The organism is Kitasatospora sp. NPDC092286, assembly GCF_044755565.1.
Lineage (GTDB): Bacteria > Actinomycetota > Actinomycetes > Streptomycetales > Streptomycetaceae > Kitasatospora.
In genome coordinates this window covers 100,362-117,435 of the sequence record NZ_JBIVRD010000012.1, presented here as the reverse complement: position 1 = coordinate 117,435, position 17,074 = coordinate 100,362, and the positions used below count along the sequence as shown (strand labels likewise).

At 75.2% G+C, this 17,074-nt stretch carries 17 protein-coding genes; 7 read left to right on the top strand and 10 right to left on the bottom strand.

Annotated elements, in window-relative coordinates:
- Positions 1–186: 186 nt before the first annotated feature.
- Positions 187–750 carry a helix-turn-helix domain-containing protein gene (locus ACIQIB_RS14935; RefSeq protein WP_400758225.1) on the top strand — a complete coding sequence of 188 codons (564 nt, stop codon included), beginning with the start codon at positions 187–189 and terminating at the stop codon, positions 748–750.
- A complete protein-coding gene (locus ACIQIB_RS14930) occupies positions 747–2,234 on the top strand; it encodes an MFS transporter (protein ID WP_400758223.1) in 1,488 nt (495 codons plus the stop codon). Before ACIQIB_RS14935 ends, ACIQIB_RS14930 begins: the two co-directional genes overlap by 4 nt.
- Positions 2,235–2,408: 174 nt before the next feature.
- Here ACIQIB_RS14930 and ACIQIB_RS14925 read toward each other — a convergent pair whose 3' ends face one another.
- The 4 genes from ACIQIB_RS14925 to ACIQIB_RS14910 all read right to left on the bottom strand — a co-directional run bounded on the left by ACIQIB_RS14925 (position 2,409) and on the right by ACIQIB_RS14910 (position 5,817).
- Positions 2,409–3,854, bottom strand: a complete 1,446-nt coding sequence (locus ACIQIB_RS14925; RefSeq protein WP_400758334.1) for a DUF2252 domain-containing protein — start codon at positions 3,852–3,854, stop codon at positions 2,409–2,411.
- 282 nt (positions 3,855–4,136) lie between these two features.
- Complete coding sequence (locus tag ACIQIB_RS14920) at positions 4,137–4,568, bottom strand: PPOX class F420-dependent oxidoreductase (RefSeq protein ID WP_363606192.1); 432 nt, start codon at positions 4,566–4,568, stop codon at positions 4,137–4,139.
- A gap of 17 nt (positions 4,569–4,585) precedes the next feature.
- Positions 4,586–4,966, bottom strand: a complete 381-nt coding sequence (locus tag ACIQIB_RS14915; protein ID WP_400758221.1) for a hypothetical protein — start codon at positions 4,964–4,966, stop codon at positions 4,586–4,588.
- Positions 4,967–5,025: 59 nt separating this feature from the next.
- On the bottom strand, positions 5,026–5,817 hold the full coding sequence (locus tag ACIQIB_RS14910) for a sulfite exporter TauE/SafE family protein (protein ID WP_400758219.1): 792 nt from the start codon (positions 5,815–5,817) through the stop codon (positions 5,026–5,028).
- Positions 5,818–6,384: 567 nt separating this feature from the next.
- On the opposite strand from ACIQIB_RS14910, the gene ACIQIB_RS14905 reads away from it, so the two are divergent.
- The 3 genes from ACIQIB_RS14905 (at position 6,385) to ACIQIB_RS14895 (ending at position 9,029) form a co-directional block, all read left to right on the top strand.
- Positions 6,385–7,770 (top strand): rhodanese-like domain-containing protein, encoded by a 1,386-nt coding sequence (locus ACIQIB_RS14905; RefSeq protein ID WP_400758217.1) that lies wholly within the window; start codon positions 6,385–6,387, stop codon positions 7,768–7,770.
- Between the two features lie 93 nt (positions 7,771–7,863).
- A complete protein-coding gene (locus tag ACIQIB_RS14900; protein ID WP_400758215.1) occupies positions 7,864–8,448 on the top strand; it encodes a rhodanese-like domain-containing protein in 585 nt (194 codons plus the stop codon).
- Between the two features lie 155 nt (positions 8,449–8,603).
- Positions 8,604–9,029, top strand: a complete 426-nt coding sequence (locus ACIQIB_RS14895) for a DUF2809 domain-containing protein (RefSeq protein WP_363606185.1) — start codon at positions 8,604–8,606, stop codon at positions 9,027–9,029.
- Between the two features lie 79 nt (positions 9,030–9,108).
- On the opposite strand, the gene ACIQIB_RS14890 is transcribed toward ACIQIB_RS14895, so the two are convergent.
- On the bottom strand, positions 9,109–9,567 hold the full coding sequence (locus ACIQIB_RS14890; protein ID WP_400758213.1) for a winged helix-turn-helix transcriptional regulator: 459 nt from the start codon (positions 9,565–9,567) through the stop codon (positions 9,109–9,111).
- A gap of 64 nt (positions 9,568–9,631) precedes the next feature.
- Between ACIQIB_RS14890 and ACIQIB_RS14885 the strand changes: the two genes are divergently transcribed.
- Positions 9,632–10,870 carry an MFS transporter gene (locus tag ACIQIB_RS14885; RefSeq protein ID WP_363606181.1) on the top strand — a complete coding sequence of 413 codons (1,239 nt, stop codon included), beginning with the start codon at positions 9,632–9,634 and terminating at the stop codon, positions 10,868–10,870.
- Between the two features lie 61 nt (positions 10,871–10,931).
- Here ACIQIB_RS14885 and ACIQIB_RS14880 read toward each other — a convergent pair whose 3' ends face one another.
- On the bottom strand, positions 10,932–11,714 hold the full coding sequence (locus ACIQIB_RS14880; RefSeq protein WP_400758210.1) for an SGNH/GDSL hydrolase family protein: 783 nt from the start codon (positions 11,712–11,714) through the stop codon (positions 10,932–10,934).
- 315 nt (positions 11,715–12,029) lie between these two features.
- Between ACIQIB_RS14880 and ddaH the strand changes: the two genes are divergently transcribed.
- Complete coding sequence (gene ddaH, locus ACIQIB_RS14875) at positions 12,030–12,857, top strand: dimethylargininase (RefSeq protein WP_363606179.1); 828 nt, start codon at positions 12,030–12,032, stop codon at positions 12,855–12,857.
- On the opposite strand, the gene ACIQIB_RS14870 is transcribed toward ddaH, so the two are convergent.
- The 4 genes from ACIQIB_RS14870 to ACIQIB_RS14855 all read right to left on the bottom strand — a co-directional run bounded on the left by ACIQIB_RS14870 (position 12,844) and on the right by ACIQIB_RS14855 (position 17,027).
- On the bottom strand, positions 12,844–13,485 hold the full coding sequence (locus ACIQIB_RS14870) for an LUD domain-containing protein (protein WP_363606322.1): 642 nt from the start codon (positions 13,483–13,485) through the stop codon (positions 12,844–12,846). The genes ddaH and ACIQIB_RS14870 overlap by 14 nt on opposite strands.
- Before the next feature lie 32 nt (positions 13,486–13,517).
- A complete protein-coding gene (locus ACIQIB_RS14865; RefSeq protein WP_400651733.1) occupies positions 13,518–14,966 on the bottom strand; it encodes a lactate utilization protein B in 1,449 nt (482 codons plus the stop codon).
- On the bottom strand, positions 14,963–15,724 hold the full coding sequence (locus ACIQIB_RS14860) for a (Fe-S)-binding protein (protein WP_363606177.1): 762 nt from the start codon (positions 15,722–15,724) through the stop codon (positions 14,963–14,965). The genes ACIQIB_RS14865 and ACIQIB_RS14860 overlap by 4 nt, the downstream gene beginning before the upstream one ends.
- Positions 15,725–15,818: 94 nt before the next feature.
- Positions 15,819–17,027: a globin domain-containing protein gene (locus tag ACIQIB_RS14855; RefSeq protein ID WP_400758207.1), complete on the bottom strand. Its 1,209-nt coding sequence runs from the start codon at positions 17,025–17,027 to the stop codon at positions 15,819–15,821.
- Between the last annotated feature and the right edge of the window lie 47 nt (positions 17,028–17,074).

The window sequence follows — 17,074 nt, the reverse complement described above, 5'->3', positions numbered from 1 at the left end:
GCATGACCGGACCCGCCCGCGGCGGCACGCGCGGGAGTTCCGGCGGTCCGACGGTCCGACGGTCCGGTGACCTGGCTGCCCGGCCGCCCGGCCTGGTGCGGGCCGCGGGGCCACCGGGCGGGCCCGCGGCGGACGGGCCGGTCGCCGCGCCCCTGGTGATCCCGGATTCGGGATAACATCGCGAATATGGGAATCGACACCGCCGCCGATGAACGGCTGGCCGGCCGTCTCGCCGAGCTTCGGGTCCAACGTGGCTGGACCCTGGAGGAGTTGGCCCGGCGGGCGGATGTCAGCCGGTCCACGCTCTCCCGGGTCGAGCGGGCCGAGGTGAGCCCGACGGCCGCTCTGCTGGGGCGGCTCTGTGCCGTCTACGGGCGCACCATGTCCCGGCTGCTGGCCGAGGTCGAGTCGGCCCCGGCCCGGCTGGTCCGGGCCGGGGACCAGCGGATCTGGCGGGACGAGGAGACCGGCTTCGTCCGCCGCTCGGTCTCCCCGCCGCACGGCTCGCTGCGCGCCGAGATGATCGAGGGCAGGCTGCCCGCGGGCGCCGACCTCGGCTACGACCGGCCGTCCGTCCCCGGGCTGGAGCACCATCTCTGGGTGCTGGAGGGCCGGCTGGAGCTCACGGTGGACGGCGAGCCGCAGCTGCTCGCGGCCGGGGACTGCCTGCGCTTCGTCGGTGGCGCCACCCGCTTCCACAACCCCGGGCCCGAGGGCGTCCGGTACGCGCTGGTGGTGGTCGAACCGTGAGCCCCGCCGGGCCGGCCGCCACCGGACCGATATCCGCCGAGCGCTTCGACGCCGCCGGCCGCCGCGTCCTGCTGGTCTGCGTCGCGGGCGGCTTCACCACCCTGCTCGACCAGTCCGTCCTCAACACCTCGATTCCCGCCCTGCGCGAGAGCCTGCACGCCCAGCCCGCCCACCTGCAGTGGATCGTCGCCGGGTACTCCCTGGCCTTCGGCCTCGCCCTGGTGCCCGGCGGCCGACTCGGCGACGTCAAGGGCCGCAAGTGGTTCTTCGTCACCGGCCTCGCCCTGTTCAGCGCCGTCAGCCTGCTCTCCGCGACCGCCACCGACCCCACGGTCCTGGTGGCCGCCCGGCTGCTCCAGGGCGCCGGGGCCGGGCTGGTCAACTCCCAGATGATCGGCACCCTCCAGGACGTGTTCAGCGGCCAGTTGCGGGCCCGCGCGCTCGGCATGTACGCCGTCACCGGCGGCCTGGCCTTCGCGCTCGGCCCGCCCATCGGCGGCGCGGTGCTGGCGGCGGTCGGCCCCGGGTTCGGCTGGCGGCTGACCTTCCTGCTCAACGTACCGTTCGGGCTGGCCACCGTCGCCCTGGCGGCCCGCTACCTGCCCCGCCCGCGCCCCAGCAGCCGGAACGCCGACCTCGACCTGGTCGGCCTGCTGCTGGTCGCCGCGCTGACCCTGACGCTGATGCTGCCCTTCGTCCAGCCGCCCGGCTGGGCCGGCTGGCTCGCCTTCGCCGCCGGCGCCTGCCTGCTGCTCGGCGCGCTGGCCTGGTGGCAGCGCCGCTACGCCCGGGCCGGCGGCCACCCGCTGATCCACCCGGCGCTGCTCCGCTCGGCGCCGTACGCGCTCGGCACGGCGGTGGCGATGGCCCAGTTCGGCTCCTCCATCGCCGCCGGGCTGGTGCTGACCATGTTCCTGCAGGACGGCCTCGGCCTCTCGCCGATGGGCGCGGCCCTGGTCTCGCTGCCCTCGGCGGTGGCGATGGGCTTCGCCTCCGCGCTCGCCTGGCGGGTCGTCCGGCGCTTCGGCCGACGGACCGTCACCGTGGGGATGACCGGCTCCGCCCTGGTGATGCTCGGCAGCGGGCTGGTCGCGCACTGGGCGCCCGCCGCGCTGCTGCCCTGGCTGCTCGCGGTGCTGCAACTGTTCGGCGGCACGGCCGTCGGCCTGATGGGCGCGACCAACCAGGCGTATGTGCTGCGCCACGCGCCCGCCGAGGCGGCCGGGGTGAGCGGGGCGATCCTGCAGATGACGCAGCGGATCGCGGCGGCGGTCTGCGTCTCCGCGCTCTCCGGGGTCTATCTGCGCGCCACCGCGGGCGGGGGCGGCCACCGGTCGGCCTATCTGTACGCGAGCGCGGTCTGCGCGGCCGTGGCGGGGCTGGCCGTGCTGGCCTCGGTGTGCGCGAGCCGCGCGGGGCGCACGGGCGAGGCCGCGGCGCTGGCGGCCGCGCCCGGCCCCTCGCCGGTCCGGGCGGAGCGCTGACACGGGGGTTCGCGCGGCCGGCGAACAGCCGGCCGCGCCGCCACCGGCGGATTCCGGTCACCGTCGAGGCCGGGCACCTGGTGCACCGCACCCGGCCGGCGGAGTTCGTCGCGGCGGTCGCGCCGTTCCTCGATCCCGCCGGCCGGGCCCGCGGTGAACGGATGTGACGGATCGTCAGACGCCGTGCTCGGCCGGGAGGCGGCCGGCCCGGATCGCCGCCACCAGGTCGGCGTGGTCCGCCTCCGTGCGGTCCGCGTAGGCCACCGCGAACGTGGCCACCGCGTCGTCCAGCGCCTCGTTCTTGCCGCAGTAGCCGCCGATCAGGCCGGGGTTCGCGGTGTGCGCGTGGGCCCGGGCCAGCAGCGCACCGGTGATCCGGGCGTAGTCGTCCAGCTGGTCGGGCAGCAGCGCCGCCGGGTCCACGCTGCCCTTGCGGTTGCGGAACTGCCGTACCTGGTAGGGCAGTCCGTCGGCGGTGGTCCAGCCGAGCAGGGTGTCACTGACCACCTGCATGCGCTTCTGGCCGAGCACCACCCGCTGGCCCTCGTGGCTGTCCGGCGCCGTCACCGGGTAGCCCGCGCGGGCCAGGTGCGGCAGCAGCGCCGACGGGCGGGCCTCCTTCACCTGGAGCACCAGCGGCTGATCGCGGTGGTCGGTCAGCAGCACGACGTACGAGCGGGTGCCGACGCTGCCGGTGCCCACCACCCGGAACGCCACGTCCTGCACGCGGTAGCGGGAGAGCAGCGGGTGCAGTTCGGCGGGCACCGTCCGCACGTACGGGCCGAGGGCGACGGCCACCGCGGCGGCCGTCGCGTCGGTGACCTCGCTGAGCACCGGGGGAGCGGCGGTGAAACGCCGGCCACCCTCCGTGTCGCGGACGGTGGACTTGGCGGCGAACCTCGCGCTGGTGTTGCCGAGCGCCTTCGCGCCGACCCTCTGCAGCACCTCGGCCAGGCCGTGCGCCTGGGCGAAGGAGACCAGCTCGTCGTCGGCGACGGCGTTCCAGGCGTCCAGGGCGGGCAGCTTGGCGAGCGCGCGCATGGTGCGTCGGTACGAGCCGGCCGTGTCGAACGCGGCCTGGCGCGCGGTCGCCGCATCGGCGCCGATCTCCCGGCCGGCCAGCACCAGGCTGGCGGCGAGCCGCTTGAGGTCCCACTCCCAGGGGCCGGGCACGGTCTCGTCGAAGTCGTTGATGTCCATGACCAGTTGGCCGCGGGCATCGCCGTAGAGGCCGAAGTTGGCGGCGTGCGCGTCACCGCAGAGCTGGGCGGCCGTCCCGGTGGTCGGCGTGCCGACCAGGTCGGCGGCCATCAGGCCGGCCGCGCCGCGCAGGAACGCGAACGGCGTAGCGGCCATCCGGCCGAGCCGGATCGGCACCAGGTCGTCGAGCCGGCCGGCGTTGGACGCCTCGATCGCCTCGACCGCGGTCGGGCGGTCGGGGGAGGGCGTGAACCCGGCGTGCCACTCGCGCGGGGTGCGCTTGCGCAGGGCCTTGCCGCGCTCACGCGCCAGACCGTCCTGCTGCGGCGCGAACCCGTCCACGGTGAACCGCCGCCCCGCCGCCCGCCCCGTCCCCACCACGTCGGCCCGTGTTCCGGACCCGTTCACCACTTCGGTCAGCTGCGTCACTGCGCCCCGCCCCGCCTTTCCGTTCTCCCGCCCGCGACCTGCACGGACCCGGCCCCTCGCGGGCCGCGCAGCAGGCTACCGGGCCATCTTGAACGGCCCGCGCGGAGAGGGACGTCCGGGTGCCCGGTGACGGTTCCGGCCCGACGGGCGGTGCGGGACTCGGCGCTACGGGCCCTGCCGGTCCGGGTTCCGCCGGTCCGGGTTCCGCCGGTTCGGGGAGGGGCGGGCCGCTGCCCCCGCGGTGGTGTCCGCGCGGGGGCGGCGTCCGTCGGGTCAGCCGATTCTGGCGCCGTACACGTGGTCGACCGGGATGGTGATCAGCACCCGGCGGTCGGACACCATCACCGACCGGTACTCGTCCCAGTCGGGGTGCTCCCCGGCGGCGGCCCGGTAGTAGTCCACCAGCGCCTCGACCTCCGGTCCGTCGGGCTCGGTCCCCGGCCCGGTGAGCCTCGCGACGCCCTCGGCGGTGGCCCAGGACCTGCCGTCGGGGCTGGTCACCTCCAGCGCGGCCCGTGGGTCCCGGCGCAGGTTGGCCGTCTTGGCCCTCCCCTCGGTCGTGGAGACGTGGATGACGTTCGCCGCCCGGTCGTAGAAGGGCAGGACGGGGGAGAGCTGCGGCCGTCCGTCCGCCCTGATCGTGGCCAGGACGCCGAGCCGGCTCTCTTCGAGCAGCGTGTGCGGGTTGAACGGTGTGGCGGTCATGGCAGCATCATCGGGGCTCACACCGGTGTGAAGGTCAAGGGGAAGCCGGTGTGTCGCCCCAGGGCCCGTCGGACGACCGCACGCCGCCGGCCGGCCCCGGGCCAGCCCGTGATGAGCACGGGTCTGCGGCCGAACCGGTCGGCCCAGGCGCCGGCCGCCAGGTTGGTGACCGCCTTCGTCGCGCCGAACGCGGCGATGCAGGTGAGGGCCGCGGTGCAGGCGGACAGGTGGAAGACGTCCCTCGCGAGCAGCGGCAGGACGGTGCGCTCCTGGCCGAGCATGCCGCCGACGAGTGCGTTGACCGCGACGAGCAGGGTGAACTGCGGGAGGTTGGCGCGGAGCCCGAGCCGGACGGTGCCGGTGTGTGTGGGGGGGGCGGGGGCCGCAGTGGCGGTCATGGCTCTCCTGCGGGAGGTTTCGGGGGGCGACAAGTGGTGCGCCGCGGGTGCGGCCGGCGTCAGCGCCACAGGGCGTCGGCGACCATCAGGGCGGCGACGGCCAGAAGCGCGACGGCGAACGCCTTCTGGAGGGTGCGGCCGCTGAGACGGTCGGCCAGCCGCTTGCCGTCCCAGGCGCCGAGCACGGCGGTGGCGGTGAACGGCCCGATGACCGCCCAGTCGACGCTGCCGGCCGAGCCGAGCCGGGGCAGCAGTGCCGCGGTGGCGTTGGCACTGATCGCCAGCAGGCTGGTGCCGATGGCCTCCGCCATGGTGAACGCCAGCGCGGAGACCAGGGCGGGTACGGCGAGGAAGCCTCCGCCGACGCCCAGCAGCCCGGTGACCGCGCCCAGGCCCGCGCCGGTCGCGGCGGGACGTACGGCGCCGGTGGGACGCGCGGCGCCGACGGTCGGTGTCGGCCCGGCGGCGGCCGGTTCCGGCTCGGCGGGCTTGCGGGCGTCCGCGAGCATGCGCCAGGCCGCGAGCGCGGCCAGGGCGGCGAAGGCGGCGGTGAGCAGGGCGGCGGGCAGGTTCGCGGAGAGCGCGCCACCCGCCGCAGCGGCGGGAAGCCCGGCGGCGGCGAACAGGGCGCCGGTGCGCCAGCGCACCCGGCCGGCGCGGGCGTGGGCGAGCAGGCCGGTCAGCGAGGTGACCGCGACGATCACCAGGCTGGCGGTGGTGGCGTGGGCGGGGGTGAAGCCGAGCAGGTAGATCAGCGCGGGGACGGCGAGCATGCTGCCGCCGCCGCCCAGTCCGCCGAGGGCCAGGCCGACGACGGCGCCGGCGACGAGGGCGAGCACGAGCGTGGTCATATGACCGGCTCCCTTGAGACGGTCCTGCCGTGGGTGTCCGCGGTGGCTGCCGACGGGAGGGAGGGGAGTGCGGGGGAACGCGGCATGGGTGTCCTCCGGATCGTGTGATGGGGGGTGGATGCCGTGAGCGGCATCTCGGCGTTGATACCGGCGGGGGTATTCGCTCTTCACAGGGTATACCCCCACCCGTATGATCCTCCCCGGCCTCCGCTCCGGGCCCGTCCGCAGTCCCGGCCGCATCCGCGCAGGGCCTCGGATATGCCCTAGGGGGTATTTGACGAGCGGGTGGCCGCTGCCTTACGTTCGAGGGGAAGATACCTGCTGGGGTATTCGGAGGTGCGACATGGCCCGTGAACCAGGCCTGGAGGCCTTCGCCGCGGCGCGGCCCGGCGGCGGATTCGCCGCCGGCCCCCGTCCGCGCCGCACCTGACCCGACGCCGCACCTGACCCGACGCACTCCGCCCGGGCCCGCGCCCGGCCACCGGCCTGTTCGCCGGCCCGTCCGCCGGCCACGACCGACCGTCCACATACCCGACCGGGTATGAAGCCCTTGTTCTGGAGGTTCCCGTGTTCTTCGCCCAGTACTACCTCGACTGCCTCTCCCAGGCGTCCTACCTGATCGCCGACGAGTCCACCGGCAAGGCCGTCGTCGTCGACCCGCGCCGCGACGTCTCGGAGTACGTCGCCGACGCCGAGGCGCACGGCTTCACCATCGAGGCGGTCGTCAACACCCACTTCCACGCGGACTTCCTGGCCGGCCACCTGGAGCTGGCCGCCCGCACCGGTGCCTGGATCGGCTACGGGCGGCGGGCCGAGACCGAGTACCCGATCCGCAGGCTCGCCGACGGCGAGCGGATCAGCCTGGGCGAGGTGACGCTGGAGGTCATGGAGACCCCGGGCCACACCCCCGAGTCGATCAGCATCCTGGTCCGCGAGCACGCCGGCGACGAGATCCCCTACGGCGTGCTCACCGGTGACGCCCTGTTCATCGGCGACGTCGGCCGCCCCGACCTGCTCGCCTCCGTGGGCGTGACCGCCGAGGAGCTCGGCCGGATGCTCTACGACAGCGTCCAGCGCAAGCTCATGGCGCTGCCGGACGAGGTGCGGGTCTTCCCCGCGCACGGCGCCGGCTCGTCCTGCGGCAAGAACCTCTCCACCGAGCGCCAGTCCAGCATCGGCGCCCAGCGCGCCACCAACTACGCCTGCGCGCCGATGGGCGAGGACGAGTTCGTCGCCATCGTCACCGCCGGCCAGTCCGCCGCGCCGGGCTACTTCGGCTACGACGCCGCCCTCAACCGCCAGGACCACCCGCTGTTCGACCCGTCGGCGACCGCCCGGCCGCTGCCCGTCGAGGAGTTCCTCGCCCTGCGCGAGGACGGCGCCGTCGTCGTCGACGCCCGCGACCCGCAGGAGTTCGGCGCCGGCCACCTGCGCGAGGCGATCAACGTCCCCGCCGACGGGCGCTTCGCCGAGCAGGCCGGCGCCGTCCTGTCGCCCGAGGACCGGATCGTGGTCGTCGCGCCGCAGGACCGCGAGGCGGAGGTCGTCACCCGTCTCGCCCGGATCGGCTTCGACCGGGTCGCCGGCTACCTGCGCGACCCCGAGACCGCCCTGGCCGCCCTGGCCGACGACGTCGCCCCGGCCGGCCGCCTGACCGCCGACCAGTTGCGCACCGCGCTCGCCGGTGAGCGGCCCCCGGTCGTCCTGGACGTGCGCACCTGCGGCGAGCGCGCGGCCGGCTTCATCGACGGCTCCCTGCACATCGCGCTCAACGAGCTGCCCGCCCGTCTGGACGAGCTCCCCACCGACCGCCCGCTGGTCCTGCACTGCGCGGGCGGGCACCGCTCCTCCATCGCCGCCAGCCTGCTGCGCCACCACGGCTTCACCGACGTCTCCGACATCCTGGGCGGCTACGGCGCCTGGGAGGTGCTGACCGCCCCGGCGGCGGCCTGACCGCGACCCGGCATCCCAGGCCCGCATCCCCCCGGCCCGCATCCGACGCGGCCGGACCGACACCCCAGCCCGACACCACGGAGGACCTCTCCCATGACCACCACCACCCGCAACCCCGCCGCACTCACCGCGGCCGCACTGCGCGAACTCACCAAGGACGGCGGCGGCCCACGGCTGCTGGACGTCCGCACCCCCGGCGAGTTCCGCACCGTCCACATCCCCGGCGCCTGCAACGTCCCCCTCGACACGCTGCGCGAGCACCGCGCCGAACTCCTGCACCACCTCGACGAGGACGTCGTCCTGATCTGCCGCTCGGGCGCCCGCGCCACGCAGGCCGGGCGGGCCCTCGCCGAAGCCGGCCTCGCGAACCTGCGCGTGCTCGACGGCGGGATGACCGCCTGGGAGGCGACCGGCGGCCCGGTCAACCGCGGCCCGGCCCGCTGGGAACTGGAGCGCCAGGTCCGGCTCGTCGCCGGAACCATCGTCGCGGCCTCCGGCCTGGTGGGTCTGGCGGTGCCCGGCCTGCACCTGGTCGGTACCGCCGTCGGCGCGGGCCTGGTCTTCGCCGCGCTCACCAACAGCTGCGCCATGGGCACGATGCTCTCCAGGCTCCCGTACAACCGCGGGCCGCGGGTGGACGCCCGTACCGTCATCGCCGGTCTGCGCGAGCGCCCGTGACCTTGTGTCACCACCGGCGGCGCCCTGTTCGGCCGCTGCCGGTGGTGGCGTCCCCCGCCCCCGGGATGTACAGCGCCGAGGAGCCCCCTGCCCGCTGTTCCCGCGGTCGGCGCAGCGCCCCGAGCGGGACAGGGCCGCGCTGTAAGGTGGGCCGGATGGACGGTCTTCGGGGGAGCCGGGGCGTGCGGGCGGCCGCCGGCGCGGCCGCGGTGCTGACGGTGGCGGCCGGGCTCGGGGTGCGGGCGGTGGCGGGCGGCGAGGTCGCCAAGTACGCCGGGGACGCGCTGTACACGGTGCTGGTGTACGCCCTGGTGGTGCTCGCCGCGCCGCGGCTGCGGCCGGTGCGCGCGGGCGCGTGGGCGGCCGGTCTGAGCTGGGCGGTCGAGTTCTTCCAACTCACCGGTGTGCCGGACGATCTGGGCCACCGCAGTGCGCTCGCCCGGCTGGTGCTCGGCTCCACGTTCAACCCGCCGGACCTGGCCTGGTACCTGGTCGGCGCCGTGCTCGCCGGCGCGGCGCACACCGGCCTCGGCGCGGTGCGCGCGCCGTCGGCGAACCGCCGGCCGGCGCGAACGCGCTGAAGCCCGCGCACACCGGCCTGCCCCTCGACCCCCTCGACCCCCTCGATCCGCCCGGCCGGTCGCCCGCGTGGGCGGCCGCTCATCCGTCCCCCGGCGGCACCTTCCGCACCAGGGTGTCCGCCGGGGCGAGCGGGCGGCCGTCGGCGGCGTGCACCGCGAGCGGGCCCAGCGGGCGGTCGTCCCGGCGGTCGAGGAGTTCGGAGTGGGGCTCGTCGGGGTCGAAGAAGTGGCGCTCGCCCCACTGCCGGAGGGCGACGACGACGGGGAAGAGGTCCTCGCCCTTGGGGGTGAGCACGTACTCGCGGTAGGCGCTGCCGTCGGAGGCGGGGACGACGGCGAGCACACCGCCGTCGACCAGGGCCCGCAGCCGGGCGCTGAGGATGTTCTTGGCCACGCCGAGGCTGCGCTGGAACTCGCCGAACCGCTGGCTGCCGTCGAAGGCGTCGCGCACGATCAGCAGGGACCACCAGTCGCCGATCGCGTCGACCGAGCGGGCGACCGGGCACGAGCTGTCGTCGAAGCGGGTCCGTTTCACCATGGCTGCCTCCGGCGCTCACCCTTCCTGGTTGCAACATGCTACCGCAGCGGGCTACCGTGCGGCCATGAAGGTAGCAACTTGCAACCAGAGTCCGCCGCGGGCGCTGCCCCGGCACCTCACCCTGCTGTTCGCCCTCGCCTGCGGGGTCGCGGTGGCCAACGTGTACTTCGCCCAGCCCCTGCTGGTCGCCATCGCCGACGAACTCGCCATCGGCCGGGCCGCGGTGGGCGCCGTGGTGACCCTGACCCAGGTCGGCTACGGCCTGGGCCTGATCCTGCTGGTACCGCTCGGCGACCTGCTGGAACGCCGCCGCCTGGTCACCGCGCAGGCCGTGCTGCTGGCGCTCGCGCTGACCGTGGTGGCCACGGCCGGCAGCGCGCCCGTCCTGCTGGCCGGCCTCGCGGGCGTCGGGCTGCTCGCGGTGCTGACGCAGTCCCTGGTGGCGTTCGCCTCGGTGCTCGCCCCGGACGGCGAACGCGGGCGGGTGGTGGGCCTGGTGACCAGCGGTGTGGTCGTCGGCATCCTGCTGGCCCGGACGGTCGCCGGTCTGCTGGCCGGCCTCGCGGGGTGGCGGTCGGTGTACGCGTTCTCGGCCGTGCTCTCGCTGCTCGTCGCCGGGGCGCTGCGCCGTGCCCTGCCGCGCACCCTCCCGCGGCCGGACGCGGCCGGTTACCGGCCGGCGCTCCGCGCGCTCGTCCGGCTGCCGCTGCGCGAACCCGTCTTCCGACGGCGGGGGTTGATCACCATGCTGGTGTTCGCGTCCTTCAGCACGCTGTGGAGCTGCGTCGCGCTGCCGCTGAGCGAGGAGCCGCTGTCGCTGTCGCCCGCCGCGATCGGCGCGTTCGGCCTGGTCGGCGCGGCGGGCGCGCTGGCCGCGGCCCCGGCCGGACGGCTGTACGACCGGGGGCGCGGCCAGTGGACGGTCGGTCTCGGTCTCGGCCTGCTGGCGCTCTCCTGGCTGCCGCTGGCGCTCACCCGGCAGTCGCTCTGGGCGCTGGCGCTCGGCGCGATCCTGCTGGACCTCGCGGTGCAGGCCGTCCACGTCACCAACCAGACCATGGTGCTCGCCCTGGACCCGGCCGCCGGAGGCCGGCTGATCGGCGGCTACATGGTGTTCTACTCGGTCGGCAGCGCGGTCGGTGCCATCGCCTCCACGGCGGTGTACGCGGCGGCCGGCTGGCCGGGTGTCTGCCTGCTCGGCGCGGCGTTCAGCCTGCTCGCGCTCGCCGCCTGGTCCTGGACGCTGCGGCCCCGTGCCCGATCTGCCGATTCGAGCGGAGGGGCCGCCGCGCCGGGGTGCTGAAGGGCGCCCGAACGGGCGGCCGGCCGGGTGCCGCAAGGGTGGTCCGCGGCCCGACGGTCCGTCAGAGGGGGAGCAGTTCCGGTCGCTTCGCCTCGACGTGGTCGCCGGAGGACTCGCCGCGCAGCCGTCGGCCGACCCACGGCAGCAGGTACTCGCGGGCCCACTGGATGTTCTCCCGGCGCTGTTCGGCGGGGGACTGCGCGGGCACCGTCGGCCAGGGCGCCTCCGGGTCCTGCTCGGTACGCAGCCCCAGTGAGCGGGCGGCCAGCAGGGCGACCCGCTGGTGCCCCTCGCCGGACAGATGCAGCCGGTCCTCGCTCCAGGCCTGGCGGTCCTGCACGGCGCGCAGCGACCAGAGGTCGGCGACCTCGCAGCCGTTGCGGTCGGCGACGGCCCGCATGTGGCCGTTGTAGGTGGCGATCTTGCCGCGCAGGTGCTTCAGCAGCGGCACGCCCCGGGTGTCGAAGCCGGTGCAGATCAGCACCGTACCGGCGGAGGCGGCGAGTTGGACCACGGCCGCCTCGAAGCGCTCGGCCACCTCGTCGGGGTCGCTGCCCGGGCGCAGGATGTCGTTGCCGCCCGCGCAGAAGGTGACCAGGTCGGGCTGGATCCGGCGGACCTGCGGCACCTGCTCGGCCGTGATCTGGTCCAGCAGCCGGCCGCGCACCGCGAGGTTGGCGTAGCGGAACCCGCCCGGCGGCCGCCCTTCGGCGAGCAGGCCGGCGAGCCGGTCGGCCCAGCCGGCGAAGGCGCCGTCGGCGCCGGGGTCGTTCAGCCCCTCGGTGAAGCTGTCGCCGAGGGCGGCGTACGAACTGAGGTCAAGGGTCTCCTGGAGGTTCGGCATGAAGGAGATAGTTCACTGTCTCAAGTGACCTACGCCACCGTAGGTGGCTCGTCGCGGTACGTGAGATCGGCCACGTGGGCGCGGAGGGCGGTCCGGTCGGCTTCGCGGCGGTGCGCTGGTAGCGGGTCTCCCGCGGCGGTCCACCCAGCGCGCCCCCGCACCCCGTGCGCCGGGGGCCGCGCCGGTGCGCTGGGGGCTTGCGCCCACCGGGGGTGTCCGCGTGTGCGTGCGAACGGCCCGGCCTGGGCAGCCCGCCCTCTGGACCGTACTTCCGTACGAACGTCCTCCCGCACTCCGGACGGCGGAGGCTGCCGTATGCCGAACCGAACCCCCGACCGCACCGCCCGGCCGCGGCGCTATCTGATGTGCCGCCCGACGTACTTCACCGTCGGCTACGCGATCAACCCGTGGATGGACCCGGCGCGGCCGACCGACACCGCGCTGGCCGTGCGCCAGTGGGAGCGGCTGTACGCGCTGTACCGCGAACTCGGCCACACCGTCGAGCTGATCGACCCGCTGCCCGGCCTGCCCGACATGGTCTACGCCGCCAACGGCGCCACCGTGCTGGGCGGCCGGGCGCTGGTCGCCACCTTCCGGCACCCCGAGCGGGCCGGCGAGTCGGACGCCTACCACGCCTGGTTCCGGGCCCGCGGCTACCGGGAGGTGCGCCGTGCCGGGTACGTCAACGAGGGCGAGGGCGACCACCTGGTGGCCGGCCGCCTGGTGCTGGCCGGGACGGGTTTTCGCACCGACCGTGCCGCGCACGCCGAGGCCGGCGCGATGTTCGGCGTCCCGGTGCTCAGCCTGACCCTGGTGGATCCGCGCTTCTACCACCTGGACACCGCGCTCGCCGTGCTCGACGACGACCACATCATGTACTACCCCGGGGCCTTCGCCCCCGACAGCCGGGCCGCGCTGCGCGCGCTCTTCCCGGACGCGATCCTCGCCGACCGTGCGGACGCCGAGGTGTTCGGTCTCAACGCCGTCTCGGACGGCCGCCGGGTGCTGCTGCCGGAGGCCGCCGGGAGTCTGGCCGCCCGGCTGGCCGGGCACGGCTACGAGCCCGTCCCGGTGGACCTCTCCGAACTGCTCAAGGGCGGTGGCGGTGCCAAGTGCTGCACCCTGGAGCTCAGGCCGGAGTGACCAGCACGACCTCCAGGGTGCGCGGGCCGTGCACGCCCTCCACCCGGTCGAGTTCGATGTCGCTGGTGGCGGACGGGCCGGAGATCCAGGTCTGCGGCCGGGCCGGGTCGAGGCGCGGGAGCGCCCGGGGGACGGACGGGACGACCTGCCCGGGCGCCAGGACGACGCAGATGTGGTGGTCGGGGACGAGGGTGAGCAGCCGTCGGCCCTGGGCGGGGCCGGCGTCCAGGACCAGCGTGCCGGTCTCGGCGATCGCCAGGGCGCAGCCGGTGACCACGCTGTCCACGGTGTCGAGGCGGGCGGCGGTGAGGGTGCCGTCGTCCGGCAGCGGCCGTGCGGTGGCGGCGGAGAGCCAGGACGGCGGCAGGCCGGGCGGGGCGGCGACGGTCCGGGAGCCGCGCGCGGTGAGCAGCTCCGCGATCAGCGCCGGGAGCCGGTCGGTGGTGCAGCGGTGGACCAGGGCACGGTAGTCGGCCAGGTTGTGGTGCAGCAGGTCGAGCAGCGCCGCCGGGTCGTCCTCCGGGGTGTGGCTGCTCAGATAGTCGCGGGGCAGCGGCTGTTCGGGCGGCGGGGCGGGCTCGCCCAGTGCGGCACGGATCCGGCCGAGGATCAGCTCGCGGGAGTTCAAAGGTCCTCCGGTGGGCAGGGGTTCTCCGACGGTCACGGGCGGTTCCTCCGCCACCAGTCGCGGAAGGGTTCGGCGGGCAGCTCCGGCAGATCCCGGGTGTCGGTCCAGGCCCGGCCGGGCCCCGGCATCCGGCGCGGGTGCAGCCGGCGGGTGCGGGAGGCCAGCCGCTCGGCCGCCGCGAGCGCCGCCGGGTGGTCCAGCACGTACCCGGCGGCGGTCATCGCCGCCCGTTCCAGCCGGTGCCCGCCCTGTTCGGCGACCCGTTCGCGCAGATGCACCAGCACCTCGGGGATGTCGATCGCCACCGGGCAGACCTCGTAGCAGGCCCCGCAGAGCGAGGAGGCGTACGGCAGCGAGGCGTCCAGTTCGCTCGCGGTGCCGCGCAGTTGGGGCGTCAGGATGGCGCCGATCGGCCCCGGGTACACCGAGCCGTACGCGTGGCCGCCGGCCCGCTCGTACACCGGGCAGACGTTGAGGCAGGCCGAGCAGCGGATGCAGCGCAGTGCCTGGCGGCCGACCTGGTCGGCGAGCGCCGCCGTCCGGCCGTTGTCGAGCAGCACGAGGTGGACGTCGGACGGCCCGTCGCCGTCCGTGGTGCCGGTCCACAGCGAGGTGTACGGGTTCATCCGCTCGGCGGTGGACGACCGGGGCAGCAGCTGGAGGAAGACCTCCAGGTCCCGCCAGGTGGGCACCACCTTCTCGATCCCGACCACCGAGATCAGCGTGTCCGGCAGGGTGAGGCACATCCGGCCGTTGCCCTCGGACTCCACGACCACCAGCGTGCCCGTCTCGGCGACCATGAAGTTGGCCCCGGAGACCGCCACCCGGGCGCGGAGGAACTTCTCCCGCAGGTGCAGCCGGGCGGCCTCGGCCAGCTCGGCGGGGGAGTCGGTGAGGCCCTCGGGCGCGGGCCGGCCCCAGGCGGCCATCCGGTCGGCGAAGATCTCCCGGATCTCGGAGCGGTTGCGGTGGATCGCCGGGACGAGGATGTGCGAGGGCCGGTCGTCGCCCAACTGCACGATCAGCTCGGCGAGATCGGTCTCGTACGCGGTGATGCCCGCGGCGGCCAGCGCCTCGTTCAGCCCGATCTCCTGGGTGGCCATCGACTTGACCTTGACCACCTCGCGCTCGCCGGTCGCGCGGACCAGCCCGGTCACGATCCGGTTGGCCTCGTCGGCGTCGGCGGCCCAGTGCACGGTGCCGCCCGCCGCCGTCACCGCCTCCTCCAACTGGACCAGGTAGCGGTCGAGATGGCGCAGTGTGTGGTCCTTGACGGCCTTGCCCGCGGCGCGCAGCTGGGCCCAGTCGGCGAGTTCGGCGACGGCGCGGGCCCGTTTGTCGCGGATGGTGTGGGTGGCGTGCCGCAGGTTGGCGCGCAACCGCTCGTCCCGGACGGCGCGGGCGGCGGCCTGCGGGAAGGCGGGCATGCCGAGGAAGGTCCTGTCACCGGTGCCTCCGGCGGTGCTGCGGGCGCTGTTCATGCGGGCCTCCACGGGTGCTCCTCGGTGCTCGCCAGGATCTCGGCCAGGTGCAGCGGGCGCAGCGCGTCGCCGCGCCGGCGCAGCGTCCCGCCGAGATGGAGCAGACAGGAGTTGTCGGCTCCGCAGAGGACGTCGGCGCCGGTGCCGAGGGCGTGCCGCAGCTTGTCCTCGGCCATCGCCGCCGAGACCGCCGCGTTCTTCACCGCGAAGGTGCCGCCGAAGCCGCAGCACTCGTCCGCGCCCGGCAGCTCCACCAGCTCCAGTCCCTTGACGGCCCGTAGCAGCCGGGTGGGCCGCTCGCCCAGCCCCAGCATCCGCAGCCCGTGGCAGGACGGGTGGTAGGTCACCGTGTGCGGGAAGTGCGCGCCGACGTCCTCGACGCCCAGGACGTCCGTCAGGAACTCGGTCAGCTCCACCACCCGCGGGGCCAACGAGGTCGCGATGTCGGCGAGTTCGGTACCGCGCCCCTCGGCGGCCGCCTTGGCGCCGATCCGGGGGTAGCTGTCGCGGACCATCGCCACGCAGGAGCCGGACGGCGTCACCACGTGGTCGTAGCCGGCGAACGCCCGGGCCGTCCGCCGCACCAGCGGCTCGCAGGCCCGCCGGTAGCCGGTGTTGAACTGCGGCTGCCCGCAACAGCTCTGCTCCGGCGGGAAGTCGACGTCGACGCCGAGCCGTTCCAGCAGCCGGACGGTGGCGATCGCCGTGGACGGGTACAGCGCGTCGTTGACGCAGGTGGCGAAGAGCGCGACACGCATCGGTCCTCCCGACTGGTCCGCGGGGGCCGCCTGGCCGGCCCGCCCGTGATCGTACCGAGCGGACCGGCCTGGCGGCGGCTTCCACGCCGGGGGATCAGGCGTCCTGGCCGAGCCAGAGGTCCGGGCCGAACACCTCGTAGTGGATGTCCGCGGCCGGCACGCCCGCCGTGAGCAGCTGCGCCCGGACCGAGCGGAGGAAGGGCAGCGGCCCGCAGAGGTAGGCGGTGGTACCGGCCGGGACCGCGACCGCCGAGAGGTCGACCAGGCCGGTGCGCTCGGCGGGCCAGTCGCCGAGCGGCCGCTCGTAGAAGACGTGGGCGGTGGCGTCCGGCAGCTTGGCGGTGAGCTGGGCGAGGTCGGCGCGGAAGGCGTGCGAGAGCTGGTCGCGGTCGCCGTGGACGGAGACCACGCGCCGGGTCGAGCCGGTCGCGGCGAGGTGGGCGAGCATCGCGGTCATCGGGGTGTTGCCGATGCCCGCGGAGGCGAGCAGCACCGGCCCGTCGCCGTCGGCCGGCGCGACGTCGCCGAGCGGCGGGGTGAGCTCGATCGTCGTGCCGGCGTGCAGGTGCTCGTACAGGTGGTGGGAGACCTCGCCGTCCGGCGCGCCCGCGGTCCCGGCGGCCCGCTTGACCGAGAACTGGAGGGCGCCGTCCGGGCTGCCGGAGAGGCTGTACTGGCGGATCTGCCGGGCGCCGTCCGCCAGCACCGTCCGCACCGACACGTACTGGCCGGGGCGCGAGGGCGGCACCGGTCCGCCGTCCGCCGGGCGGACCAGGTACGTCGTCACCTCGTCGGTCTCCTGGTAGCGGGCGACCACCGTGTACGGGCGCCAGAGGCCGTCCTGGCCGTCCTGGCCGAGGGCGGTCTCGGCGCGCAGCCGGTCCTCGACGGCGATCAGCGCGTTGGCCATCAGCCAGTAGACCTCGTCCCAGGCGGCGGCGACCTCGGGGGTGACGGCCTCGCCGAGCACGTCGACGATGGCGGCGAACAGGTGCTCGTGGACGATCCGGTACTGGTCGTTGGTGATGCCCACCGAGACGTGCTTGTGCGCGATCCGGGCGAGCATCGCGTCCGGCCGCTGGTCGGGGTGGGCGATCAGGGCCGAGGCGAACGCGGCTATCGAGCCGGCCAGCGCCTGCCGCTGGCTGCCGTTGGCCTGGTTGCCCCGGTTGAACAGGTCGCGCAGCAGCTCCGGGTGGGCCGCGAACATCCGGTCGTAGAAGAGCGGCGTGATGTCGCCGATCGCACCGCCCACGACGGGCAGGGTGGCTTCGACGACCTCGGCGGACTTGGCGGACAGCATGGGGCTCGCTCCAAATTGGTATCTAAGAGTCGTATTTTAGGGCGTGC